Source organism: Pseudomonas sp. ZT5P21 (assembly GCF_054897785.1).
Genome location: NZ_CM142705.1, coordinates 2,291,485 through 2,315,841 on the forward strand (window position 1 = coordinate 2,291,485; position 24,357 = coordinate 2,315,841).

16 protein-coding genes are annotated in these 24,357 nt (G+C 60.2%); 11 read left to right on the plus strand and 5 right to left on the minus strand.

Annotated features, from left to right (window positions below):
* The first annotated feature begins 132 nt into the window (after nt 1–132).
* Together ACYZT9_RS10685 and ACYZT9_RS10690 are read left to right on the plus strand one after the other, a co-directional pair.
* On the plus strand, nt 133–1,971 hold the full coding sequence (locus ACYZT9_RS10685) for a long-chain-acyl-CoA synthetase (protein ID WP_462009756.1): 1,839 nt from the start codon (nt 133–135) through the stop codon (nt 1,969–1,971).
* Between the two features lie 96 nt (nt 1,972–2,067).
* The gene (locus ACYZT9_RS10690; RefSeq protein WP_462009757.1) at nt 2,068–2,586 is read left to right on the plus strand and encodes an ankyrin repeat domain-containing protein; all 519 of its coding nucleotides are present in this window, start codon (nt 2,068–2,070) and stop codon (nt 2,584–2,586) included.
* Between the two features lie 847 nt (nt 2,587–3,433).
* Here the strand turns inward: ACYZT9_RS10690 and ACYZT9_RS10695 are convergent.
* Nucleotides 3,434–4,774 carry a substrate-binding domain-containing protein gene (locus tag ACYZT9_RS10695; RefSeq protein ID WP_462009758.1) on the minus strand — a complete coding sequence of 447 codons (1,341 nt, stop codon included), beginning with the start codon at nt 4,772–4,774 and terminating at the stop codon, nt 3,434–3,436.
* Between the two features lie 195 nt (nt 4,775–4,969).
* The gene (gene xthA / locus ACYZT9_RS10700) at nt 4,970–5,782 is read right to left on the minus strand and encodes an exodeoxyribonuclease III (RefSeq protein WP_462009759.1); all 813 of its coding nucleotides are present in this window, start codon (nt 5,780–5,782) and stop codon (nt 4,970–4,972) included.
* 327 nt (nt 5,783–6,109) lie between these two features.
* On the opposite strand from xthA, the gene ACYZT9_RS10705 reads away from it, so the two are divergent.
* The 7 genes from ACYZT9_RS10705 to ACYZT9_RS10735 all read left to right on the plus strand — a co-directional run bounded on the left by ACYZT9_RS10705 (nt 6,110) and on the right by ACYZT9_RS10735 (nt 17,362).
* Nucleotides 6,110–6,760 carry a GNAT family N-acetyltransferase gene (locus ACYZT9_RS10705; RefSeq protein ID WP_462009760.1) on the plus strand — a complete coding sequence of 217 codons (651 nt, stop codon included), beginning with the start codon at nt 6,110–6,112 and terminating at the stop codon, nt 6,758–6,760.
* Nucleotides 6,761–6,826: 66 nt separating this feature from the next.
* Nucleotides 6,827–8,554: an autotransporter assembly complex protein TamA gene (locus ACYZT9_RS10710; protein WP_462009761.1), complete on the plus strand. Its 1,728-nt coding sequence runs from the start codon at nt 6,827–6,829 to the stop codon at nt 8,552–8,554.
* A complete protein-coding gene (locus ACYZT9_RS10715; RefSeq protein WP_462009762.1) occupies nt 8,551–12,219 on the plus strand; it encodes a translocation/assembly module TamB domain-containing protein in 3,669 nt (1,222 codons plus the stop codon). Before ACYZT9_RS10710 ends, ACYZT9_RS10715 begins: the two co-directional genes overlap by 4 nt.
* A gap of 247 nt (nt 12,220–12,466) precedes the next feature.
* Nucleotides 12,467–12,940, plus strand: a complete 474-nt coding sequence (locus ACYZT9_RS10720) for a MarR family winged helix-turn-helix transcriptional regulator (protein ID WP_462009763.1) — start codon at nt 12,467–12,469, stop codon at nt 12,938–12,940.
* Entirely contained in the window at nt 12,937–14,406 is a 1,470-nt protein-coding gene (locus ACYZT9_RS10725) for an efflux transporter outer membrane subunit (RefSeq protein WP_462009764.1), read from the plus strand. Before ACYZT9_RS10720 ends, ACYZT9_RS10725 begins: the two co-directional genes overlap by 4 nt.
* A 15-nt stretch (nt 14,407–14,421) precedes the next feature.
* Nucleotides 14,422–15,624, plus strand: a complete 1,203-nt coding sequence (locus ACYZT9_RS10730; RefSeq protein ID WP_462009765.1) for an HlyD family secretion protein — start codon at nt 14,422–14,424, stop codon at nt 15,622–15,624.
* A 208-nt stretch (nt 15,625–15,832) separates the two neighbouring features.
* Nucleotides 15,833–17,362, plus strand: a complete 1,530-nt coding sequence (locus tag ACYZT9_RS10735) for a DHA2 family efflux MFS transporter permease subunit (RefSeq protein ID WP_462009766.1) — start codon at nt 15,833–15,835, stop codon at nt 17,360–17,362.
* A gap of 123 nt (nt 17,363–17,485) precedes the next feature.
* Here ACYZT9_RS10735 and lpxH read toward each other — a convergent pair whose 3' ends face one another.
* Entirely contained in the window at nt 17,486–18,238 is a 753-nt protein-coding gene (lpxH, locus tag ACYZT9_RS10740) for a UDP-2,3-diacylglucosamine diphosphatase (RefSeq protein ID WP_462009767.1), read from the minus strand.
* On the minus strand, nt 18,235–18,738 hold the full coding sequence (locus ACYZT9_RS10745) for a peptidylprolyl isomerase (protein WP_128869400.1): 504 nt from the start codon (nt 18,736–18,738) through the stop codon (nt 18,235–18,237). The genes lpxH and ACYZT9_RS10745 overlap by 4 nt, the downstream gene beginning before the upstream one ends.
* A gap of 259 nt (nt 18,739–18,997) precedes the next feature.
* On the opposite strand from ACYZT9_RS10745, the gene ACYZT9_RS10750 reads away from it, so the two are divergent.
* Nucleotides 18,998–20,695 carry a glutamine--tRNA ligase/YqeY domain fusion protein gene (locus tag ACYZT9_RS10750; protein WP_462009768.1) on the plus strand — a complete coding sequence of 566 codons (1,698 nt, stop codon included), beginning with the start codon at nt 18,998–19,000 and terminating at the stop codon, nt 20,693–20,695.
* A 17-nt stretch (nt 20,696–20,712) separates the two neighbouring features.
* A complete protein-coding gene (gene cysS / locus ACYZT9_RS10755; RefSeq protein ID WP_462009769.1) occupies nt 20,713–22,095 on the plus strand; it encodes a cysteine--tRNA ligase in 1,383 nt (460 codons plus the stop codon).
* 195 nt (nt 22,096–22,290) lie between these two features.
* On the opposite strand, the gene ACYZT9_RS10760 is transcribed toward cysS, so the two are convergent.
* Complete coding sequence (locus ACYZT9_RS10760) at nt 22,291–24,126, minus strand: sigma-54-dependent Fis family transcriptional regulator (RefSeq protein ID WP_462009770.1); 1,836 nt, start codon at nt 24,124–24,126, stop codon at nt 22,291–22,293.
* Nucleotides 24,127–24,357 lie beyond the last annotated feature (231 nt).

Sequence of the window (24,357 nt, forward strand, 5' to 3'; positions counted from 1 at the left end):
GTTTGCGATGTAAGGACCTCGTCCGCGGATACAAAACATTTCAAAAACCGCGTGTACAGCTCAAGAACCGTTGACGTATTTTCGGGCTCAATCACCGTCGCCCGACAATAAAAAAATCGCACGGGAGCAAGCATGAGCCGCACGACGAACGACACGATTACCTGGGGCATGATGCTCCGCAAGCTGCCTTCGATTGCCAAGGCCATCCCTCGGGTGGTGAAGGGCATGAAAGCCGCCAACGTCAAGGACCCGACCCAACCGTGCGGCCTGGGCTGGAGCTTCGAGCAAGCGACCTTGCGCAATCCCCATGGCCCTGCATTGCTGCAGGGCGCCGTAGTGCTCAGCTATTCACAGGTCAATCAGTGGGCCAATCGCATTGCCCATCACTTGATTGCCCAAGGCATCCGCAAGGGCGACGTGGTGGCGGTCTTCATCGAGAATCGTCCGGAGCTGCTGGTGACGATTCTGGCGGTGGCCAAGGTCGGCGCGATCAGCGCCTTGCTCAATACTTCGCAGACGCGCGATACCTTGGCCCATAGCCTGAATCTGGTGGCGCCCACAGCGATTATCGTGGGTGAAGAGTTGGTGCCGGCGTTTTCCGTGGTGCGCGAGCAGGTCTCTATCGACGCTGCGCGCACCTGGTATGTCGCCGATCAAGACACTTGCAACCAGCCGGGCATTGCGCCCGACGGCTTCATCAACCTGATGACGGCGACGTCCGACCGCCCCGACGACAACCCCGCCAGCAGCCAGCAGGTTTATCTCGACGATCCGTGTTTCTACATCTACACCTCGGGCACCACCGGGCTGCCCAAGGCCGGCGTGTTCAAGCACGGCCGCTGGATGCGCAGCTCCGCGAGCTTCGGCTTGATCGCGCTGGACATGCGCCCCGAGGACATCGTCTATTGCACCCTGCCGTTGTATCACGCCACCGGGCTGTGCGTGTGCTGGGGCTCGGCCATCAGCGGCGCCTCGGGGTTTGCCATCCGCCGCAAGTTCAGCGCCAGCCAGTTCTGGAGCGATGTGCGCAACTACCGCGCAACCACCCTCGGTTACGTCGGCGAACTGTGCCGCTACCTCGTCGATCAACCGCCGCGCGCCGACGACAGCCGGCACCGCGTGACAAAAATGATCGGCAACGGCCTGCGCCCTGGTGCATGGCGGGAATTCAAGACGCGCTTTGGCGTGAACCACATTTGCGAGTTGTACGCCGCCAGCGACGGCAATATCGGTTTCACCAACATTCTCAACTTCGACAACACCGTTGGTTTTTCCCTGATGTCATGGGAACTGGCGGCCTACGACCACGACAGCGGCGCGCCGACCCGGGACGCCACGGGCTTCATGCGCAAGGTGGCCAAGGGCGAGCAGGGGCTGTTGTTGGCAAAGATCGACGACAAGGCGCCACTGGACGGTTACACCGATCCTCAGAAGACCGAAAAGGTCGTGCTCCACGATGTGTTCGAGAAAGGCGACCGGTATTTCAACACCGGTGACCTGTTGCGCAACATCGGTTTTGGTCACGCGCAGTTCGTCGATCGTCTGGGTGACACTTTCCGCTGGAAGGGCGAAAACGTCTCGACCACCGAGGTCGAGAACATCCTGCTGCAACACCCGAACATTTCCGAAGCCGTGGCCTATGGTGTGGAAGTGCACAACACCAACGGGCGCGCGGGGATGGCGGCAATCACGCCTGCCGAGTCCTTGGCAACGCTGGATTTCAGCGAACTGCTGACCTTCGCCCGCGAGCATATGCCGGTTTATGCGGTGCCGTTGTTCCTGCGCGTAAAAGTGAAAATGGAGACCACCGGCACCTTCAAGTACCAGAAGACCCGGCTCAAGGACGAAGCCTTCGACCCAGGCAAAACCGGTGATGATCCGATCTACGCCTGGTTGCCCGGGACCGAGACTTACGTGCAGGTCACCGAACAATTGCTGGCGGACATTCATGGCGGCAAGTACCGCTATTGAATGTGGCTATGGGGCGCCTTGAGAAAAAACAAGTGACAGTGTCGGGGCCGCTCGGGAAACTGTCGCCTTTGCGAATAACTGTAAGTGGAGTCTCCAATGTCCGATCAAAGCCGCCAGATGACCCCCGAAGAAGCCGCCGAGTTTGCCGAACAGGTCTTCAACAAAGCGCGCGAGGGCGATGCGGCCATGATGGCTGCGCTGCTGACCAAAGGCCTGCCGCCGAACCTGCGCAACCATAAGGGTGACACCTTGCTGATGCTGGCCGCTTACCACGGTCATGTGGAAACCGTGAAAGTCCTGCTCGAGCACAAGGCTGACCCGGAGATTCGCAACGACAACGGCCAGAGCCCGATTGCCGGCGCGGCGTTCAAGGGCGACCTGGCGGTGGTCAAGGCGTTGGTCGAAGGTGGCGCGCAAGTGGAAGGCTCGTCGTTCGACGGTCGCACGGCGCTAATGATGGCGGCAATGTTCAACCGCGTTGAAATCGTCGATTACCTGATCAGTAAAGGCGCTGATCCGAAAGCCAAGGATGCCAATGGTGTCTCGGCGCTGGACGCCGCCAAGACAATGGGTGCGGTGGATACTGCGGCGCAGCTGGAGAAGTTGGTCGGCTGATTGGCTAATACCGTGAGGTGTCTTGCGGATAGCCCCGGAACCATTGCGAGCCTGCTCGCGAAGGCGGCCTGATAGCCGACCGGTTTTTTGGTATGAGTACAAATCCATTCCTGCGGTAACGGCTGCTATTGGTTCCGCCCTTACGGCGGGTTACTTGGAAAAACGGAATGCCGCCCAGCGCCAAGTAACCAAGCGCTCGCGCCCCTGACGTACGGTGGCTCGCTTAGGCTCGCCATGCCCTCGCTCCGGTCCTGCTCCGTGGGCCCGCCGCCATCGGCATCCATGGCCGGGGGCGGCTACCGCGGCATCCTTGCCGCGGTGCCCACTGCGCAGAACCTCCACTCGGCCTTCCGACGGGGCAGATCAAGATCAACAGCCAAAGCAAGATCTACAGCCAGAGCCAGAGCAGCCTTGTACCTGTGGGAGCGAGCTTGCTCGCGAAAAACGTCCGGAGAACGCGATCATCCAGACAGCCCGCGTTATCGTTGACGTCCATCGCGAGCAAGCTCGCTCCCACAGGGGATCGGCGTACAGCTTTGGCTTTTCACCACTTATCAGGTCACCACTTATCAGGCCGAGCGTTAGCTCGCCGCAGCTGTTGATCTTGACGCACCGCCCCCTCGAGAGGCCGCGCACGGCCATGGATGACCGATCGCGGCGGGCCCACGGAGCAGGACCGGAGCGAGGGCATGCCGAGCATTAGCGAGGCACCGAACGAAAGGGGCAAGAGCGCTTTGGTTACTTTCGCCTGGGCCGGCATTCCGGCTTTTCGAAAGTGACCCGCCGTAAGGGCGGAACCATTGGCGGCCGTTACCGCAGCAACGGATATGTACACAAACTTTGCCAGTCAATACACCCAAACCTCAACCCGACGATTCTTGATCCGCCCTTCATCCGCGCTGTTGGCCGCCACTGGCATCTCGGCGCCAAAGCCGCGAATCTCGCGAAACACCACGCCGCTTTTCACCAATTCCCGTCGCACCGCCATGGCCCGCAGTTTCGACAGCAGATCGGCCCGCGCCGGATCACTCTTGGCATCGCCAAACCCCACCAGCGTCACCTGCCGGTTGGTTTTCTCGTTCTGCCTGATGTAATCAAGCACCCGTGTCAGGTCCTGCCGCGCCTTGTTATCCAGCGTCGCGCTGCCTTCTTCGAAACGAAAATTCACGCTCAAGCGCTGGGCGTGGCGGCTGAGTGCCTGATAGCCCTCGGGCATCAGCGCGTTCGGTGTGACGGCCATGGCCTGGACGGTCTGGGCAATAAACCCGTTGGCCGCGACGATGGCCTGTCCTTTGCTGCTTTGGGCGAACGCCACCAAGGCTTCGGCCCATGGATTTTTGCCGTTGGGCGGCAGGTATAAGAACAGCCGGCGCGACAGTGGATAGTCTTCGGTGGCGATCAGGTTGTTGAGTGGCAACATGGCCTGGGACTGGCCATCGGCAATCGCCACGGCTTTGGCCTGGCGCACGTAGGGCAGGCCGATAAATCCGATGCCTTGCGGATCGAGGCTGACCGCGTCGGACAACTGCTCGCTGGATTCGAAACGTTTCGCCGCGCTGTTCAGCGTTTTCCCACGACGGCTGAGCACCACTTCCTTGAAGGTGTCGTAGGTGCCTGACTGGTCATCGCGCGCGTACAGATGAATCGGCCCGCCGCTGCCGCCGAGCTCTTCCCAGGTCTTGGCTTCGCCGCTGAAGATGAGCGCCAGTTGCTCGGTGTTGAGTTGATTCAGCCGGTTTTGCGGATGAAGAATGATGGCCAGGCCATCGATGGCGATGACCTGTTCGGCGCCGGGGCTTTTCAGATCGCCGAGGGAGTTGAGGGCCTTCAGTTCGCTGTCCTTGATCGGGCGCGAAGCGGCGGCAAGGTCCGCGGTGGCATTTTTCAGAGCGATGAAACCGGTGCTGGAGCCGTGGGCCGCGACGTCCACCTGGACCCGTCGACCCTGTGCCGTTTCGCCGACCACCCGCAGTTCGTTGGCGGTGTCCGGGGCTTCGCTGTGGACTTTGAGCAAGCCTTGCTCGCGCATCAATCCCTCGACCAGCGCCGGACCCAATGCCGCGCCGATGGTGTTGGAACCCTGAATGCGTAGCACCGGGCCGTGTTTCGGCGTTGGCAAGTCCCCGGCCGATGCAGAGAGTGGCAGCCCGGCGCAGAGCATCAACAGGAAAAAAACGCGCAGCGTCATGCCGGCACCTTATAAAGCCAAAGAAAGTGCGGGGAGATTAAGTCAGTAAGGTTTCCGAAAGATGACAATTGCCAGCATTGTGGGAGCGAGCTTGCTCGCGATGAGGGACTGACATTCAACTTTGATGTTGGCTGACCGTGCGCTATCGCGAGCAAGCTCGCTCCCACAGTTGATTTTTGTAGATATAGAGGGGTATCAGCTCAACTCAAGCCAGATCGGCGCATGATCCGATGGCTTTTCCATCCCGCGCAGTTCGTAGTCCACGCCGGCATCCTTCAACCGCGGCAACAAGCCGTGGGACGCCATGATCACGTCAATCCGCAATCCGCGCTTGGGTTCATCCTCAAACCCGCGGCTGCGGTAGTCGAACCAGCTGAAACGGTCGGCCACGTCCGGATTCAGGTGACGGAAGCTGTCCACCAGGCCCCAGTTCTTCAGGCGGGCCATCCACTCGCGTTCTTCCGGCAGGAAGCTGCATTTGCCGGTCTTCAGCCAGCGTTTCATATTGTCCGGGCCGATACCGATGTCGCAGTCTTGCGGGGAAATGTTCACGTCGCCCATCACCACCACCGGCTGCTCGTTGCTGAACTGACTTTCCAGCAAGTGCTGCAGATCCTTGTAGAAACGTTCCTTGGCCGGGAATTTGGTCGGATGGTCGCGGCTTTCGCCCTGTGGGAAATAGCCATTCATGATAGTCACCGGCACGCCAGTGGCGTCGGCGAAGGTGCCCCAAATGAAGCGGCGCTGAGCGTCTTCTTCATCGGTGACAAATCCTTTGTGCAGCGCCAGCGGTTCCTGGCGCGAAAGCAGCGCGACACCGTAGTGACCCTTTTGCCCATGGAAATACACGTGATAGCCCAGCGCCTGAACCTCGGCGAGTGGGAACTGGTCGTCGTGGACCTTGGTTTCCTGCAGCCCGATCACGTCGGGTTGATGCTTTTCGATCAGCGCCGCCAGCTGATGGGGACGAGCGCGCAGCCCGTTGATGTTGAAGGAGACGATCTTCATGGTCAGCAGGTCCTGGCAAAAGGGCGATGCTAGCTGACCTGTGGGAATCGGGCCAGTGTCAGGCGAGGGGATTCACTGTGTTCTGTCAGATCTCTATCGGCAGTGCTGGCCTCTTCGCGGGCAAGCCCGCTCCCACAGTGTCCGTGTCGTACACAAAGTCTGCGAACACTATTGGACCTGTGGGAGCGGGCTTGCCCGCGAAGAGGCCAGCACAGTCGATGTAGATCCTGACTTGGTCTATACCTGTCTGGGGAACTGTGAGTCCACCCACAGGCTCGTACCAATAAGAGCGCAGCCACCCGAGCTGCGCCGGGGAGATCTACCGCTATGCCCGAAACCTCGACCGCCATCGCCGACATCCACATGCTCGACAGCGGCTATTCCCGTGAAGCCCGCTTCCTGTTGTACCAGGCTTACCGCCACGAGCCGACCTTCGGTTACCTCTTCGAGGCCGAACGTCCTGGTTATGAACAGCGGGTCCGCGCCACCGTGCGCGAGCTGGTCAAACAACACTTTCTTCAGGACCTGCCGGCCATCGGCCTGCTGGTCAACGACCGCTTGATCGGCATCGCGTTGATCGCGCCGCCGCAACGTCGCTTGGGCATCACTGAAAGCTGGGCCTGGCGCCTGCGGATGGTACTGAGCACCGGGTTTCGTTGTACCCGACGCTACCTCGAATACCACGACGCGGTGATGGCGTGCGTGCCGTCCGACTCGGTCCATTTATTGCCGTTGCTGGGGGTTCATCCGCAATTCCAGGGCAAGCACTTCGGCGAGCAGCTGTTGCAAGCGGTGCACAACTGGTGCGCGGTGGATGAGCACTCTGAAGGGGTGGTGCTCGACACCGGGAATCCGCGTTATCTGGAGTTCTACAAGCGTCAGGGTTATGAGGAAATCGGCGAGGTCGCCGTAGGACCGATCCGCGAACACGTGTTTTTTCATCCCAATCCGCAAGTGCTGCAAACCGCATCGGCATAAACAGTAGAACTTTCGCGGGACACGAGGCTCTATCACGCTCCCAAGCTCGTGATAGCATCCGCGCCTATGAAGTTTCCAGGAAGAATGACCAGCGGCGTGCTGATGCTGATTACCAGCTGCGCGGCGCTGGCGCAAAGTGAATTGGATGTGCGGATCAAACCGTCAAACGACGAACTGAAGGCCAATATAGAGGGCTATATCGGCAGCCTCGGCGATCGTGACGAAGAAGCCTTGTTGCGCTTCAGTCGTGGCGCCGAAGAACAGGCGCGCAAGGCGGCCCAGGCCCTGGGATATTACCAGCCGCAAATCGACAGCGACGTGAAGGGCGGCAAGACGCCACGCCTGGTGCTCAACATCGACCCGGGCGAGCCGATTCATTTACGCACGGTCACGATCCGCATCGACGGCCCGGCGGCCTCTTTCAAATCTTTTCGTGTACCGAAAAGCGACGCGCTGAAAACCGGCGCGGTGCTCAATCATGGCCGCTACGAAGACGCCAAGCGCCTGATCCAGAACCAGGCTTCGCGTTTCGGTTTTTTCAGTGGCTATTTCACTCGGCAGAAGCTATCGGTCGACCCGAGAGCGGGCGTCGCCGACATCGAACTGATCTATGAAAGCGGTCCGCGTTATGCCCTCGGCAAGGTCAGTTTCGAAGGCGATACGCCGTTCGACGAAGAACTCCTGCAACGCATGGTGCCGTTCAAGACGGGTGCGCCTTATGACTCCGAACTGATCGCCGAACTGAATCAGAATCTGCAGGCCAGCGGCTACTTCGAAGGTGTGCGCGTAGACGCCGCGCCAACAGCGTCAAAAAATGATGTGATTCCGGTGGACGTCAAACTGGAAACCCGCAAGCCACGGACGATGGGCCTGGGTATGGGCTATTCCACCGACGTCGGCCCACGGGTCAAGGCCAACTGGACCCGGCACTGGGTCAACCCTCAAGGCCACAGCTATGGCTGGGAAACCGAAGTCTCGGCGCCACGGCAGAACGTCGGGCTGTTCTACGACATTCCGCTGGACCCGCCGCTGACCGACAAATTGCGCTTCGCCGGTGGCTATCAGAGCGAAGAAATTGCCGACAAGGACAGCCTGAGCAAACTGCTGACCCTCGGTCCCGAGTGGCACAGCAAGTTGCCCAGCGGCTGGCAGCGGGTGGTGTCGCTGAAATGGCAACGAGAAGAATATCGACTCGGCGACGATTCGGGCCTGAGCACTTTGCTGATGCCCGGCGTCAGCTATTCCTACCTCAAAAGCGACAACCGCATCGACCCGCACAACGGCTATCGCCTGCAGTTCGAAAGCAAAGTCGCCAAGGAAGGGCTGGGGTCCGACACCAACCTGCTGTATGGCACGGCGTTGGTGAAAGGTTTGACCACTGTGTTCGATAAACACCGTTTCCTCGGTCGGGTGCAGGTGGGCGGCAGCGCCACCAACGGCTACAAATCGGTGCCGCCGTCGCTGCGTTTCTTCGCCGGTGGCGATCAGAGCGTGCGCGGGTACGACTACCAGAGCCTGTCCCCGGAAAACTCCGAGGGCGATCGCATCGGTGGCCGCTACATGATTGCCGGCAGCGTCGAGTATCAATATTCCATCGCCGAAAAATGGCGGGTTGCGACCTTTGTCGACCAAGGCAACTCCTTCAACACACTTGAACTGCCGAACCTCAAAACCGGCGTGGGTATCGGCGTGCGCTGGGTGTCTCCCGTGGGGCCGATCCGCCTCGACCTGGCCCACGCGATGGACGACGACGGCGGCATTCGGCTGCACTTTTCCATGGGGCCTGAGCTGTGAAGCGTGGTTTAAAAGTAACGCTGCTGGCGATTCTGGCGCTGCTGATGCTGGTGCTGCTGACCGTGACCACGGTGCTGGGTACGGCGACTGGCAGCCGCTGGGCGCTCGGATTTGTGCCGGGTTTGACCATCGAGAATTTCCAGGGCCGTCTGGGCGGGCAATGGAGCGCCGGGCATCTGGTCTGGCAGCAGGACACCCGCCGGGTTGAGCTGGATAAAGTGATTTTCGCCTGGTCGCCGTTGTGCCTGACGCGCATGACCCTGTGCATCGAGCAGTTGAAGGCCGATCAGGTCAGCCTGCAATTTCCGCCGGGTAGCGAAGAAGAAAGCAGCGGTCCGATCAGTCTGCCGGACTTGAAGTTGCCGCTGGCGATCGAGCTGGGCGACGTGCAGATCGGCAGTCTGTTGTTCAACGGCAGCGAAGAACTCAAAGGCCTGCAACTGGCGGCGCACTGGACCGAACAGGGGTTGCAGATCGATTCCGTGCAGCTGCAACGTGATGATCTGAGCCTGAATCTGTCCGGCCTGCTGCAACCCACCGGCAACTGGCCGCTCAAGGCCGAGGGCAAATTGACCCTGCCAGCCCCCGAACCCTGGGCGCTGGCCCTGAATATTAACGGCGACCTGCTGAAAACCCTGAACCTGAAAGCCGACAGCAGCGGTTACCTGAACGGCCAACTGACCGGCGAGTTGCAGCCGCTGGTGGAAAACCTGCCAGCCAAGGTGCGGATCACCGCTGACGGCTTCAAGCCCAGTGCCGATTTGCCGGATACGCTGCAACTCAATCAGGTGGAACTCACCGGCGACGGTGACCTGAAAAACGGTTACCAGCTGCGCGGCAACGCCACGCTACCTGCCGAGCAAGGCCCGGTCGCGTTGTTGCTGCAAGGCAAGGTCGACGCCAACGGCGCGCAGATCGCCGGGCTGGACCTGACCGCCAACGACAAGCAAAGCCTCAAGCTCGCGGGCGTGCTGGACTGGAGCAAAGGCCTGAACGCCACGGCGAAAATCGACTGGCTGGATTTCCCCTGGCACCGGCTCTATCCGTTGATCGACGAGCCGCAAGTGGCCCTGCGCAGTTTCAACGGTGAAGTCTCCTACACCGACGGCAACTACCTCGGCCATTTCAAGGCCGCACTGGATGGTCCGGCCGGAGCGTTCACCCTGAGCAGCCCGTTCGCCGGCGACCTGACGAAAATCTACCTGCAACAAATCCAGCTCGAAGCCGGGCAAGGCAAGGCTGAAGGGCACCTGAACCTGCAATTTGCCGATGGCATTGCCTGGGACACCGCGCTCGACCTCTCGGCGATCAACCCGGCGTATTGGTTCGCGGAGTTGCCGGGCACCCTGGCCGGACCGCTGCGCAGCAAAGGCGAGATGAAGAATGAAAAGCTCAGCCTCAACGCGGACCTGGATCTGAAGGGCAAACTGCGCGGACAACCGGCCGTTCTGCAAGCGAAAGCCGATGGCGGCGGCGAGCAATGGAACCTCAGCGCGCTGCACATCCGTCTGGGTGATAACAGCATCACCGGCAAAGGCAGCCTTCAACAGAAACTCGCCGGCCAGATCGACATTAAGCTGCCGCGCCTGGCTCAGCTTTGGCCGCAACTGCGTGGTCAGCTCAACGGCCGCGTCGATGTCGCCGGCACGCTCAAGGCACCGCAAGGCAAACTCGGGTTGCAGGGCACGCAGCTGGCCTTCGAAGACAATCGCCTGCAAAGCCTGAACCTCGACGCCACCCTCGACAGCGCGCAGCGAGCGAAAATCGACTTCAAGGGCAGCGGCATTCAGACCGGCGACACCTCACTGGGGACGTTGACCGCCAGCGGTCAGGGCGATATCAAAAACCAGAAACTGGTGCTCGATCTGCAAGGCCCGCAGCTGAAACTGGCCCTCGGCTTCGACGGCAATCTGGACAAAGGCAACTGGCGCGGGCGCCTGGCCAGTGGCGATATTCAGGCCGGTGGTCAGGACTGGAAACTGCAAGGTCCGGCGAAACTCGAACGGCTGGTGGACGGCAAAATCAACTTCGGCGCCCATTGCTGGATCTCCGGTCCGGCCAGTCTGTGCGGTGAAGATCAGCGCCTGATGCCGGAGCCGAAGCTGCGTTACCACCTCAAGCAATTCCCGATCGACAGCCTGGCGCAGTGGTTGCCCAAGGATTTCGCCTGGAAGGGCCGGCTCAACGCCGACCTGCAACTGGACCTGCCGGCCGGTGGCCCGAACGGCCAGATCAGCCTCGATGCCAGCGGCGGTACGCTGCGCATGAGGGAGAAAGAACAGTGGCTGGATTTCCCGTACCAGACCCTGAAACTCACCAGCAAACTCACGCCAAAACGAATCGACACCGACCTCAACTTCGTCGGCGGCAAGCTTGGCGAATTGAGTGTGCAGGCGCAGATCAATCCGCTGCCGAAGAACAAACCGCTGACCGGGTCGTTCCGTCTCAACGGGCTCGATTTGTCCGTGGCGCGACCGTTTCTGCCGATGGTCGAGAAACTGACCGGTCGCTTGAATGGTAGCGGCACGATCGCAGGCACCTTGATGGCGCCTTTGGTGAACGGCAATCTGCTGCTCAGCGACGGTGAAATCTCCGGGCCTGAGCTGCCGATGGACCTTGAAGCCTTGCAGCTTCAAGCGGTGATCTCCGGCGAAACCGTGCAGTTGAGCGGTGGCTGGAAAAGCGGCAAGAGCGGGCAGGGCAGCCTGAACGGCGCTGTCACCTGGGGGCAGGCGCTGGTAGTGGATCTGGCGCTCAAGGGTACGCAACTGCCGGTCACGGTCGAGCCGTACGCCAAGCTTGAAGTGGCGCCGGACCTGAAGATTTCGATGAAGGGCGACGAGCTGGCCATCGCCGGCAAAGTGCTGGTGCCCCGAGGTGAAATTACCGTGCGCGAGTTGCCGCCATCGACGGTCAAAGTGTCCGATGACACGGTGATCATTGGTCAGCAAACCGAAGAGGGCAAACCACCGCTGGCGATGAAAATGGACATCGACGTGGTGGTTGGCGAGGACAAACTCAGCTTCGTCGGGTTTGGCCTGACCGCCAACCTGCAGGGGCATGTGCACATTGGCGACAACATGGACACGCGCGGCGAGCTGTGGCTCAACGATGGACGCTATCGGGCCTACGGCCAGCGGTTGACGGTGCGCCGGGCGCGCTTGCTGTTTGCCGGCCCGATCGATCAGCCCTATCTGGACATCGAGGCGATTCGCCAGACTGACGACGTCATCGCCGGTATCCGTTTGAGCGGCAGCGCCGAGCAGCCGACCACGCAGATTTTCTCCGAACCGGCGATGAGTCAGGAACAGGCCTTGTCCTACCTGGTGCTCGGGCGTCCGCTGAGTACCACCGGTGAAGACAACAACATGTTGGCTCAAGCCGCGCTCGGCCTGGGTTTGATGGGCAGTTCCGGAATGACCGGCAAACTGGCCAGCGATCTGGGGATTCAGGATTTCCAGCTCGATACCCAAGGCAGCGGCAACACCACGAGCGTGGTTGCCAGCGGTAATATTTCCGAGAAGCTCAGCCTGCGTTATGGGGTTGGCGTATTTGAGCCGGCCAACACCATTGCCCTGCGTTACAAGCTGAGCAAGAAGGTTTATCTCGAAGCGGCGGGCGGCGTGGCCAGTTCGCTGGATATTTTCTACAAGCGGGATTTCTAGGTCCCGCGTTCTCCTCCGAAACCGAGTCGCTCCCTTCGCGAGCAAGCCCGCTCCCACATTGAATTTGTGCACGCCGCAACTCCAATGTGGGAGCGGGCTTGCTCGCGAAGGCGGCTGTCCGGTCACCGCAAATCCCCGCTATTTAACAGTCAAATACCAAGCAACCTAACTATTACGTTGACATTCGCTGCCTAGGCAGTAACATCTAGTCATACATTCACTGCCTAGGCAGCTAATTGGTGATCAGATGAAGCATTTCACCCCAGACGAATTCCACACCTGCCATCTCGGCCTCTTGCTCGGACGCGCGGCGTTGCTCAAGGACCGGATCATCGACACGCACATGGAACCCCACGGCATCACCGCCGCGCAGTTCAAAGTGCTAATCATCATGGCCCAATTCGGCGTCGACACCCCGGCCGAGCTGTGCCGCCACCTGTCGCTCGACAGTGGTTCGATGACCCGCATGCTCGATCGTCTGGAACAGAAAGGTTTCCTCGCCCGCCAACGTTCCGACGCCGACCGCCGTCAGGTGCAGCTTGTGTTAACTGAGCAAGGCCAGCAGTTGACTGACCGCCTTCCGGACATCGGCGCCGACGCCATGAACGAACTGGCTGGCGCCCTCACCCCGGACGAGCTGCAAACCCTGGAACGGATCCTGAAGAAAATGTTGGTGGCAGCCGGTGACTCGATCACGCTGCTGCGGGTAGGTGGCAAATGAGCAGCAAAACCTTGCGTGCTGGCCTGAGTCTTGTGCTCGCGGCCATGACCCTGGCCGGTTGCGCCAGCTACAGCGGCCTGACCACCGAAGGCAAAAGCCTAGATGCGAACACCCTCAAGGCCGGGCAATCCCTCAGCGGTGTAACCCTGTCGCCAGCGGCGTGGCCGAAAAGCGATTGGTGGAAGAGCCTCGGTGACCCACAACTCGACGGTTTGATCCGCGAAGCCCTGCACGACAGCCCCGACATGCAGATCGCCGACGCCCGCGCCCATCAGGCCAGCGCCGCTGCGTATGCCGCGGACGCTGCGCGTATGCCGACCCTCGATGCCAGCGCCGGCATCAGCCGTTCGCGCCTGGCCCGCGATCAGGACCCGAGGGGCGAGGGTGGTGCGTACTCCACCGTGCGTAACATCGGCGCCAGTTTCAATTACAACTTCGACCTCTGGGGCGGTCAGCGTGACGCCTGGGAAGCCGCGCTGGGCCAGGCCCGCGCTGCCGAAGTCGATCAGCAGGCGGCGCAACTGACCCTGGCCGCCGACGTTGCCCGGGCCTATAGCGATCTGGGCCAGGCGCACATCATTCATGACCTGGCCAGCGAAGACCTCAAGCGCACCAGACAAATGCTCGACCTTAGCCAGCGTCGCCTGAGTTCGGGGATCGACAGCGAATACCAGTTCCAGCAAACCGAAAGCCTGGAAGCCACCTCCGAAGCCGGCCTGATCGACGCCGAAAAACGCCTGCAAAGCGCGAAAATCGCCATGGCGGTATTGCTTGGTAAAGGCCCGGATCGGGGCAACGACATTGCCCGGCCGAAGATTCTCCAGGCCAGTGCCGTCGCGTTGCCGTCGGTCCTGCCCGCCGAGTTGCTCGGCCGTCGTCCGGACCTGGTCGCTGCGCGCTGGCGCGTCGAGGCGGCGAGCAAGGACATCGACGCCAGCAAGACCCGGTTCTACCCCAACCTCAATCTGAGCGCCGCGGCCGGTGCCGAGTCGTTGCTGGGCGACGCGATGTTCGGTTCGGCCAGTCGTTTCTTCAACATTGCACCGACGATCTCGGTACCGATTTTCGACGGCGGCCGCCTGCGCGCCGACCTCGATGCCCGCGACGCCGATTACGACCTCGCAGTGGCGCAATACAACAAAAGCCTGGTGAGAGCGCTGGGCGATGTCAGCGACACCCTCAACCAGCTGCGCGATATCGGCCGGCAGATTGGCGCTCAAAAACACGCTACCGACATTGCTCAGGATTCCTACAACACCGTGGTCCAGCGTTACGGTTCCGGCATCGGAAACTACCTGGACGTGCTCAGCATCGAGCAGCAATTGCTCCAGGCACAACGTCAGTTGGCCAACCTGAATGCCGAGCAGATCGACCTGTCGATCCAACTGATGCAGGCGCTGGGCGGCGGTTTTCAGGGCGACACCCTGACCGCGGCCAACGCAACCCCAGCCACGCTGCATAATTAATTCAAGGTAATGGTCATGGCCACTGCAGAAAATACACAAGCCCCAGACAACACTCCCGACATTGGCAATCCGCGCAAACGCAAAGTCATGCTGGCGGGGCTCGCGATCCTGGTCGTCCTCGCCGGTGTCGGCGTCTGGGGTTATCACGAATTCTACGGGCGCTGGGGCGAAAGCACCGACGACGCCTACGTGAACGGCAACGTGGTGGAAATAACGCCGCTGGTCACGGGCACCGTGGTCAGCATTGGCGCCGACGATGGCGACCTGGTTCATGAAGGCCAGGTGCTGATCAACTTCGACCCGAACGACGCGCAGATCGGTCTGCAAAGTGCAGAGGCCAACCTGGCCCGCACCGTGCGTCAGGTGCGCGGTTTGTACAGCAACGTCGACGGCATGAAAGCCCAGGTCAACGCCCAACAGGCGGAAGTGCAAAAGGCGCAGGACAACTTCAGTCGGCGTAAAAGCCTCGCCGCCGGCGGGGCGATTTCCCAGGAAGAACTGTCCCACGCCCGCGACGACCTGACCTCGGCGCAAAACGCTTTGGCCAATGCAAAGCAGCAACTGAAAACCACCAGTGCACTGGTCGATGACACGGTGGTGTCCTCGCACCCGGACGTGATGTCGGCCGCCGCGCAACTGCGTCAGGCTTACTTGAACAATTCGCGCAGCACCCTGATTGCACCGGTCACCGGTTATGTCGCAAAACGCTCTGTGCAACTGGGTCAACGGGTCCAGCCAGGCACGGCGTTGATGGCGGTGATTCCACTGGATCAGCTGTGGATCGACGCCAACTTCAAGGAAACCCAGCTGCGTGACATGCGCATCGGCCAGCCGGTGGACATCGAGGCCGACCTTTACGGCAGCGACGTGAAGTTCAGCGGCACCATCGACAGCCTCGGCGCCGGCACCGGAAGTGCGTTTGCATTGCTGCCGGCGCAAAACGCCACCGGTAACTGGATCAAGATCGTGCAGCGGGTGCCAGTGCGGATTCACATCAACGCTGAAGAACTGGCCAAGCACCCGTTGCGCGTTGGCCTGTCCACTCAGGTCGATGTGAACCTGCGCGATCAGAGCGGCCCGGTGCTGGCGCAACAGCCGCCGCAAAAGGCCTCTTTCAGTACCAACGTCTACGACCGCCAGTTGGCCGAGGCCGACGCATTGATCACACAGTTGATCCACGACAACAGCGCTGCGGTCAGCAAAACCGTTCAACGCTGACACCGACCCTGTGGAAGCGAGCTATGTGGCGAGGGGATTTATCCCCGTTGGGTTGCGTAGCAGCCCCAAAATCTCGACAGCTATGAAGATTTTTGGGAGCGCTTCGCACTCCAGCGGGGATAAATCCCCTCGCCACAAAGGCCCGCTCCCACAAGGTCAGCTGCGTCTGTAACAGGCGCAGCGCCAATCAGGTTTCAAAGGATTCGCGATGAGCAATAAAGCGTCTTTCACGCCGCCCAGCCTGCTGCTCAGCACCATCGGTCTGTCGCTGGCGACCTTCATGCAAGTGCTCGACACCACCATCGCCAACGTGGCGTTGCCGACGATTTCCGGCAACCTCGGCGTGAGTTCGGAGCAGGGCACTTGGGTGATCACCTCGTTTGCGGTGAGCAATGCCATTGCGCTGCCGCTGACCGGTTGGCTCAGCCGGCGCTTCGGCGAAGTGAAGCTGTTTCTCTGGGCGACCATTCTGTTTGTGATCGCTTCGTTTCTCTGCGGTATTTCCACGTCGATGCCGGAGCTCATCGGCTTTCGCGTGCTGCAAGGCCTGGTGGCCGGGCCGTTGTACCCGATGACCCAGACACTGTTGATCGCGGTCTATCCGCCTGCCAGGCGCGGCATGGCCTTGGCCTTGCTGGCGATGGTCACGGTGGTGGCGCCGATTGCCGGGCCGATTCTTGGCGGCTGGATTACTGACAGTTATAGCTGGCCGTGGATCTTCTTTATCAACGTGCCGATCGGGATTTTCGCGGTGATGGTCGTGCGTTCGCAGCTCAAGGCGCGTCCGGTGGTGACCAGTTATCAGCCGATGGACTACGTCGGTTTGATCACGTTGATTATCGGCGTCGGGGCGTTGCAGGTGATCCTCGATAAGGGCAACGATCTCGACTGGTTCGAATCGAACTTCATCGTCATCGGTGCGGCCATTTCGGTGATAGCGCTGGCGGTGTTCGTGATCTGGGAAATGACTGACCAACATCCGGTGGTCAACCTGCGGCTGTTCGCTTACCGCAACTTCCGGATCGGTACGATTGTGTTGGTGTTGGGATATGCCGGGTTCTTCGGCATCAATTTGATCCTGCCGCAATGGCTGCAAACTCAAATGGGTTACACGGCGACGTGGGCTGGGCTGGCGGTGGCGCCCATCGGGATTCTGCCGGTGTTGATGTCGCCATTTGTCGGTAAATACGCGCACAAGTTCGACCTGCGGTTACTGGCCGGCCTGGCGTTTCTGGCGATTGGCCTGAGCTGCTTCATGCGCGCCGGGTTTACCAACGAAGTGGACTTCCAGCACATCGCCCTAGTGCAGCTGTTTATGGGGATTGGCGTGGCGCTGTTTTTCATGCCGACCTTGAGCATTTTGATGTCGGACCTGCCACCAAACCAGATCGCCGATGGCGCGGGCCTCGCTACATTCCTGCGGACCCTGGGCGGCAGTTTTGCGGCGTCGTTGACGACCTGGATCTGGATTCGCCGGGCAGATCAGCATCATGCCTACATGAGCGAAAGCATCAGCACCTATGAACCCGCGACCCGCGAGGCGCTGAATGCGCTGGGCGGTGCGAGCAATCCGGCGTATGCGCAGCTCGATCATGTGCTGACCAGTCAGGCATACATGCTGTCCACCGTGGATTACTTCACGCTGCTGGGGTGGGCGTTCATGGGGTTGATCGTGATTGTTTGGCTGGCGAAACCGCCGTTCGCAGCAAAGGCCGGGCCTGCGGCCTCCGGTCATTAAGCCAAACACAGTTCCTGTGGGAGCGAGCTTGCTCGCGATAGCGGTGGATCAGTCAACAACGATGTTGAATATGAATCCGCTATCGCGAGCAAGCTCGCTCCCACAGGGTTTCGTGTTCGGCAGTCAGATTGCGGGGGATGCCAAGTGTGGCGGCGGGGCGAAGTCGAACGGCGCCAACGCGAACCCGCTCTCATCCACCTGCAGCGCCCAGCCCTGACGGTCCCAATCCCCCAGCACAATACGTTTTGCCGCGTGCTCGCCAATCTGCAACTTGTGGATAGCCGGGCGATGGGTGTGTCCGTGGATCAGGGTTTTCACGCCAAACACCTGCATCACCCGCGGCACTTCGTCCGGGGTGACATCGACGATGTCGTTGGCCTTCATCCGCGTCTGCGCACGGCTTTCGTTGCGTAGTTTGCGCGCCAGTTTATGGCGAGTGCGCAAGGGCAAATGCCGCAGGATGAACAGGGTGAGAGGATTTCGCAGGTAACGACGCAGTTTCATGTACGCCTCATCGCGGGTGCAGAGGCTGTCGCCGTGCATCAACAGCACCGGCTCGCCGTAAAACTGCACGACACTCGGGTCTTTCAGCAAGGTGCAGCCGGCCTGTTTACAGAAGGCCTGGCCCAGCATGAAGTCGCGATTGCCGTGCATTAGAAAAATGGCCGTGCCGCTGTCGCTGAGTTCGCGCAGGGCCTGGCAGATGGAACGCTGAAAGGGCGTCATGGCATCGTCGCCAATCCACGCCTCGAAAAAGTCGCCGAGGATGTACAACGCACTCGCCGAACGGGCGCGTCCGGCGAGCAAATCCAGAAACGCCCGGGTAATGTCCGGGCGCTCCTCTTCCAGATGCAAGTCTGAAATCAGCAGTATCACTCAATGATCTCGGCTTTCTCGATGATCACGTCTTCTGCGGGTACGTCCTGGTGACCGGATTTCATGGTGGTGGAAACACCTTTGATCTTGTCGACAACGTCGGTGCCTGCAACGACCTTGGCGAACACGGCGTAGCCCCAGCCCTGAGTGGTCTTGGCACTGTGGTTCAGGAAGCTGTTGTCAGCGACGTTGATGAAGAACTGGGCGGAAGCCGAATGCGGCTCCATGGTGCGCGCCATGGCCACGGTGTACTTCTCGTTCGGCAGGCCGTTGTCGGCTTCGTTCTGGATGCTTGGGCGCTTGTCTTTCTTTTCTTTCATGCCTGGCTCGAAACCGCCGCCCTGGATCATGAAGTTACCGATGACGCGGTGGAAAACAGTGTTTTCGTAGTGACCGGCTTTGACGTACTCGATGAAGTTGGCAACGGTCAGCGGTGCCTTTTCAGCGTTCAGTTCCAGGACGATGTCGCCATGGTTGGTGGTCAGTTTGACTTGGGTCATGATCGGTACTCTTTCTGGGATTTCGTGGGTTTCGGGGCTTGCAGCCCTCAACCGGTCCGGCCAATTTTGGCCAAGGTGCGCAGTTTAGCGTGCCGTGCGCGAATTTCGAGGCTGTTTTTCATGTGCATCCGATTAAATGCAGCCGTTTTCGGGCCTGCTCTGTCAGCGACTTGACGGCATCGGCTATGATAAGCCCCTTTGTTTTAACCGCCGCTTTGATTTGGCCAACTGGCCGCGCACTTGTACGTTCAAGGATCCTATGAGCAAGCCCACTGTCGACCCTACCTCGAATTCCAAGACCGGCCCTGCCGTGCCGGTCAATTTCCTGCGCCCGATCATCCAGGCGGACCTGGACTCGGGTAAGCACACGCAGATCGTCACTCGTTTCCCGCCTGAGCCCAACGGCTACCTGCACATCGGTCACGCCAAGTCGATCTGTGTGAACTTCGGTCTGGCCCAGGAATTCGGCGGCGTCACCCACCTGCGTTTCGACGACACCAACCCGGCCAAGGAAGACCAGGAATACATCGACGCGATCGAAAGCGACGTCAAATGGCTGGGCTTCGAGTGGTCCGGCGAAGTGCGCTACGCCTCGCAGTATTTCGACCAGTTGCACGATTGGGCCGTTGAACTGATCAAGGCCGGCAAGGCCTACGTCGACGACCTGAGCCCTGAACAGGCCAAGGAGTATCGCGGCAGCCTGACCGAGCCCGGCAAGAACAGCCCGTTCCGTGAACGCAGCGTCGAAGAAAACCTCGACTGGTTCGCCCGTATGCGCGCCGGTGAATTCCCGGACGGCGCACGTGTGCTGCGGGCCAAGATCGACATGGCCTCGCCGAACATGAACCTGCGCGACCCGATCATGTATCGCATCCGTCACGCGCATCACCACCAGACCGGTGACAAGTGGTGCATCTACCCGAACTATGACTTCACCCACGGTCAGTCGGACGCCATCGAAGGCATCACCCACTCGATCTGCACCCTGGAATTCGAAAGCCACCGCCCGCTGTACGAGTGGTTCCTCGAGCACCTGCCGGTGCCGGCGAACCCGCGTCAGTACGAGTTCAGCCGCCTGAACCTGAACTACACCATCACCAGCAAGCGCAAGCTCAAGCAACTGGTCGATGAAAAGCACGTTCACGGCTGGGACGATCCACGCATGTCGACGCTGTCCGGCTTCCGCCGCCGTGGCTACACGCCGAAGTCGATCCGCAACTTCTGCGAAATGGTCGGCACCAACCGTTCCGACGGCGTCGTCGACTTCGGCATGCTCGAATTCAGCATCCGCGACGACCTCGACCACAGCGCCCCGCGTGCCATGTGCGTGTTGCGTCCGCTGAAAGTCGTGATCACCAACTACCCGGAAGGTCAGGTCGAGAACCTCGAACTGCCCTGCCACCCGAAAGAAGACATGGGCGTGCGCGTCTTGCCGTTTGCCCGTGAGCTCTACATCGACCGTGAAGACTTCATGGAAGAGCCGCCAAAAGGCTACAAACGTCTGGAGCCGAACGGCGAAGTGCGTCTGCGCGGCAGCTACGTGATCCGCGCCGACGAAGCGGTCAAGGACGCCGAGGGCAACATCGTCGAACTGCGTTGCTCCTACGATCCGGAAACCCTGGGCAAGAACCCTGAAGGCCGCAAGGTCAAAGGTGTGGTTCATTGGGTGCCGGCTGCCGCCAGCGTCGAGTGCGAAGTGCGTCTGTATGATCGCCTGTTCCGCTCGCCAAACCCTGAGAAGGCTGAAGACAGCGCCAGTTTCCTGGACAACATCAACCCTGATTCGCTGCAAGTGCTCACCGGTTGTCGTGCCGAGCCTTCGCTGGGCAATGCACAGCCGGAAGACCGTTTCCAGTTCGAGCGCGAAGGTTACTTCTGCGCGGATATCAAGGACTCGAAACCAGGTCGTCCGGTGTTCAACCGTACCGTGACCTTGCGTGATTCGTGGGGCCAGTGATTCAAGGAACCTCTAACGTGCTTTCGATCTACAACACGCTCACCAAGAGCAAAGAAGTCTTCAAGCCGCTGGATGGCAACAATGTGCGCATGTATGTCTGCGGGATGACCGTGTATGACTACTGCCACATTGGCCACGGCCGCAGCATGGTCGCGTTCGACCTCGTGACCCGCTGGTTGCGGTTCAGCGGGTACAACCTGACCTACGTGCGCAACATCACCGACATCGAAGACAAGATCATCAATCGGGCCAAGGAGAATGGCGAGCCGTTCGACGTGCTGACCGAGCGCATGATCACCGCGATGCATGAGGACGAGGCGCGCCTCAATATCCTCAAGCCGGATATGGAACCGCGGGCCACCGATCACATCGCTGGCATGCAGACCATGATTCAGACGCTGATCGACAAGGGGTACGCCTACGCCCCGGGCAATGGCGACGTGTACTACCGCGTCGCCAAATTCATGGGTTACGGCAAGCTGTCGCGCAAGAAAATCGAAGACCTGCGCATCGGTGCGCGGATCGAAGTCGACGAGTCGAAACAGGACCCGCTGGACTTCGTGCTGTGGAAAGGCGCCAAGCCGGGCGAGCCGAGCTGGCCTTCGCCGTGGGGCGACGGTCGTCCTGGCTGGCACATTGAGTGCTCGGTGATGTCGACCTGCTGCCTCGGCGAGACCTTCGACATTCATGGTGGCGGCAGCGACCTCGAGTTCCCGCACCACGAAAACGAAATCGCCCAGAGCGAAGCGGCCACCGGCAAGACCTACGCCAACGCGTGGATGCATTGCGGGATGATTCGCATCAATGGCGAAAAGATGTCCAAGTCCTTGAACAACTTCTTCACCATTCGCGACGTGCTGGAAAAGTACCATCCGGAAGTCGTGCGTTACCTGCTGGTGTCGAGTCACTACCGCAGCGCGATCAACTATTCGGAAGACAACCTCAAGGACGCCAAAGGCGCACTCGAGCGTTTCTACCATGCGTTGAAAGGCCTGCCGAGCGTGGCACCGGCTGGCGGCGAAGCCTTTGTCGAGCGCTTCACCCAGGTGATGAACGACGACTTCGGCACGCCGGAAGCCTGCGCGGTGCTGTTCGAGATGGTGCGCGAGATCAACCGTCTGCGTGAGAGCGATCTCGATGCGGCGGCGGGTTTGGCGGCGCGCTTGAAGGAACTGGCCAGTGTACTGGGCGTGTTGCAGCTTGAGGCTGATGATTTCCTTCAGGCCGGCGCGGAAGGGCGGGTTGATGCGGCAGAAGTCGATACGCTGATTGCGGCGCGTCTGGCTGCTCGTGCAGGTAAAGACTGGGCTGAGTCCGACCGCATCCGTGACCAGCTCACCGCGATGGGCGTGGTGCTGGAAGACGGGAAGGGCGGCACGACCTGGCGTCTGGCTGACTGATTGCTGCCTTCGTTGCAAACAAAAACCCGCCTTGTGCGGGTTTTCGTTTTTTGGGCATGGCAGGAGTTCAGTGTTGCCTGAGCGGACGCCATCGCGAGCAAGCTCGCTCCCACATAGGTTGGAGGTGGAATCCGGTTTTGTTTACAACACAAATCCCTGTGGGAGCGAGCTTGCTCGCGATTGACTGCGCAGCAGTCAGCCTTCTGACTGGCGCAATCGTTTATAGAGGGTATTGCGGCTAACCCCAAGCCTGCGGGCTAAATGGGAGATATTCCCCCCAACCGCTTTCAACCGCCGATTCAAATCCTCGGCATCATTCAAATCCACCGCCAAAGTTTCCGACGAATCCACCGGCTCCATCTCCAGATCGACAAAAAAATCATCCGGCAAATGCTCTGGCCGTACGGGTTGCTCTTCGGCCATGACCAGCGCCACCTGCATCACGCTGCTGACCTGCCGCAAATTCCCTGGCCACGGATGCCGGCCGAATAACTCCATCACTTCCCGGCTCAACCCGGCCCACTGCGATGGCTCGCGATGCTGCTCCCACAGACGCTTGAACAACGCCTGCTTGTCGCTGCGTTCGCGTAGCGGTGGCAATTCGAGGGTCAAGCCGCCGATCCGGTAATAAAGATCTTCGCGAAACCGTCCCAATTGAACCTGTTCACGCAACGAGCGGTTGGTCGCCGAAATAATCCGTATATCGACCGGAAACAACTCGCTGCTGCCCACCGGTTGCACGCAACGTTCCTGCAAAACCCTTAACAGCCGCGCCTGCGTTGGAAGCGGCATGTCACCAATCTCATCAAGGAACAGCGTGCCTTTGTCGGCCTTGCGGATCAGCCCGATGCTGCCTTTCTGATTCGCCCCGGTGAACGCACCTTTTTCGTAACCAAACAGCTCAGACTCCACCAGTTCGGCGGGGATCGCTGCGCAGTTGACGGCAATGAATGGTTGTTGGCTGCGAGAACTGGCTTGATGCAGTGCTTTGACGAACACTTCCTTGCCAACCCCTGTTTCGCCATGGATCAACAGCGGAATGTCTTTCTCCAGCAAACGCTCGGCCTGCCGCACGGCTTTTTCCACGCGACTGTCGCCGAAATGCAAGGTGTTGAGGCTGATCGATGCGGGCTCGGCCACGCTTGGCTGTGCAAACACCCGCGCCTGAATCGGCACCTGTTTCGGCCGCTTCAACAGGCACTGAAAGCGGTTGCGTCCGGAGGCTTGCAGGGCAAACGGCAGGCCATCCGGCTGGTTCAACAGTTCCAGCAGCGAGACCTTGAACAGGCTTTCGACGCTGACCCGGGACAGGCTGATGCCCAGCAGGTTGTCGGCGCGGCGGTTGGCGGACAGTACCTGACCGGTCTCGTCGAAAATCAACAGCCCGGCCCATTGGCTGTCGAGGTTGTTCAACCCGGTGTTGAACGTCAATTGAAAATGCTGGCCATGGAACAGGTTGAGGATCAGCCGGTTTTCTACGGTCTGGCTCATCATCTTGACCATGCCGAGGGTGTGGGATGGCGGCAGGTAGCTGTCGCTGGACACGTCCAGCACCGCGATGACCTTGCGTTCGGCATCGAAAATCGGCGCCGCGGAACCGGTCATGAAACGGTTGGCCTTGAGGAAGTGTTCGTCGTGCTCGATGTGCACCGCCTGCTCACAGGCCAGCGCGGTGCCGATCGCATTAGTGCCGCTGCAACGCTCCATCCAGCTCGCGCCCGCGCTAAAACCACGGGTCAGGCTCGGCTCGATGAAGCGTTGAGTGCCCCAGGAAGTCAGGACCTGGCCCTGATTGTCAGCGAGCATGATCAGGCAATTAGAGTTGCTCAGGATGTTTTCGTAGTACGGCAGGACTTCCTGATGGGTGGTCTGCACCAGTGAGTGCTGGCTTTCCAGCAACTGCGCAATGTCCGCGGCGGGGAGCTGATCAAATGCCGGAGCGCTTTGGTGATCGAGACCGAACGCGCGGCAGCGGGCCCAGGAGTCCTGGATGATGGCTTCGTGGGAGAGCGGCGAGGCGGGTGCGGCCATGGCAGTCGATCTCTGAGCAAGCTTTTATTGTTTTTATGGAATCTTCAATTGCGCACGGCACCTGTAGGAGCGAGCTTGCTCGCGATGGACGTTAACGATGACGAGGACCGTCTGAATGAACGAGGCGCCCTCACGTCCATCGCGAGCAAGCTCGCTCCTACAGGGACCGTGAACAGTCCGTAGAGTGTTGTTCACTATTGTTCATTGTCAATCTTTGAACTGTTCAATTGT

Bases quoted from the DNA above. Each gene is read 5' to 3' on its own strand.
- xthA (WP_462009759.1), bottom strand. From the start codon at position 5,782: ATGAAGATCGTCTCCTTCAACATCAACGGGCTGCGCGCTCGTCCCCAT.
- ACYZT9_RS10760 (WP_462009770.1), bottom strand. From the start codon at position 24,126: ATGGCCGCACCCGCCTCGCCGCTCTCCCACGAAGCCATCATCCAGGAC.
- ACYZT9_RS10695 (WP_462009758.1), bottom strand. From the start codon at position 4,774: ATGACGCTGCGCGTTTTTTTCCTGTTGATGCTCTGCGCCGGGCTGCCA.
- ACYZT9_RS10750 (WP_462009768.1), top strand. From the start codon at position 18,998: ATGAGCAAGCCCACTGTCGACCCTACCTCGAATTCCAAGACCGGCCCT.
- ACYZT9_RS10720 (WP_462009763.1), top strand. From the start codon at position 12,467: ATGAAGCATTTCACCCCAGACGAATTCCACACCTGCCATCTCGGCCTC.
- ACYZT9_RS10685 (WP_462009756.1), top strand. From the start codon at position 133: ATGAGCCGCACGACGAACGACACGATTACCTGGGGCATGATGCTCCGC.
- ACYZT9_RS10705 (WP_462009760.1), top strand. From the start codon at position 6,110: ATGCCCGAAACCTCGACCGCCATCGCCGACATCCACATGCTCGACAGC.
- ACYZT9_RS10690 (WP_462009757.1), top strand. From the start codon at position 2,068: ATGTCCGATCAAAGCCGCCAGATGACCCCCGAAGAAGCCGCCGAGTTT.
- ACYZT9_RS10710 (WP_462009761.1), top strand. From the start codon at position 6,827: ATGAAGTTTCCAGGAAGAATGACCAGCGGCGTGCTGATGCTGATTACC.
- ACYZT9_RS10745 (WP_128869400.1), bottom strand. From the start codon at position 18,738: ATGACCCAAGTCAAACTGACCACCAACCATGGCGACATCGTCCTGGAA.
- ACYZT9_RS10725 (WP_462009764.1), top strand. From the start codon at position 12,937: ATGAGCAGCAAAACCTTGCGTGCTGGCCTGAGTCTTGTGCTCGCGGCC.
- ACYZT9_RS10735 (WP_462009766.1), top strand. From the start codon at position 15,833: ATGAGCAATAAAGCGTCTTTCACGCCGCCCAGCCTGCTGCTCAGCACC.
- ACYZT9_RS10730 (WP_462009765.1), top strand. From the start codon at position 14,422: ATGGCCACTGCAGAAAATACACAAGCCCCAGACAACACTCCCGACATT.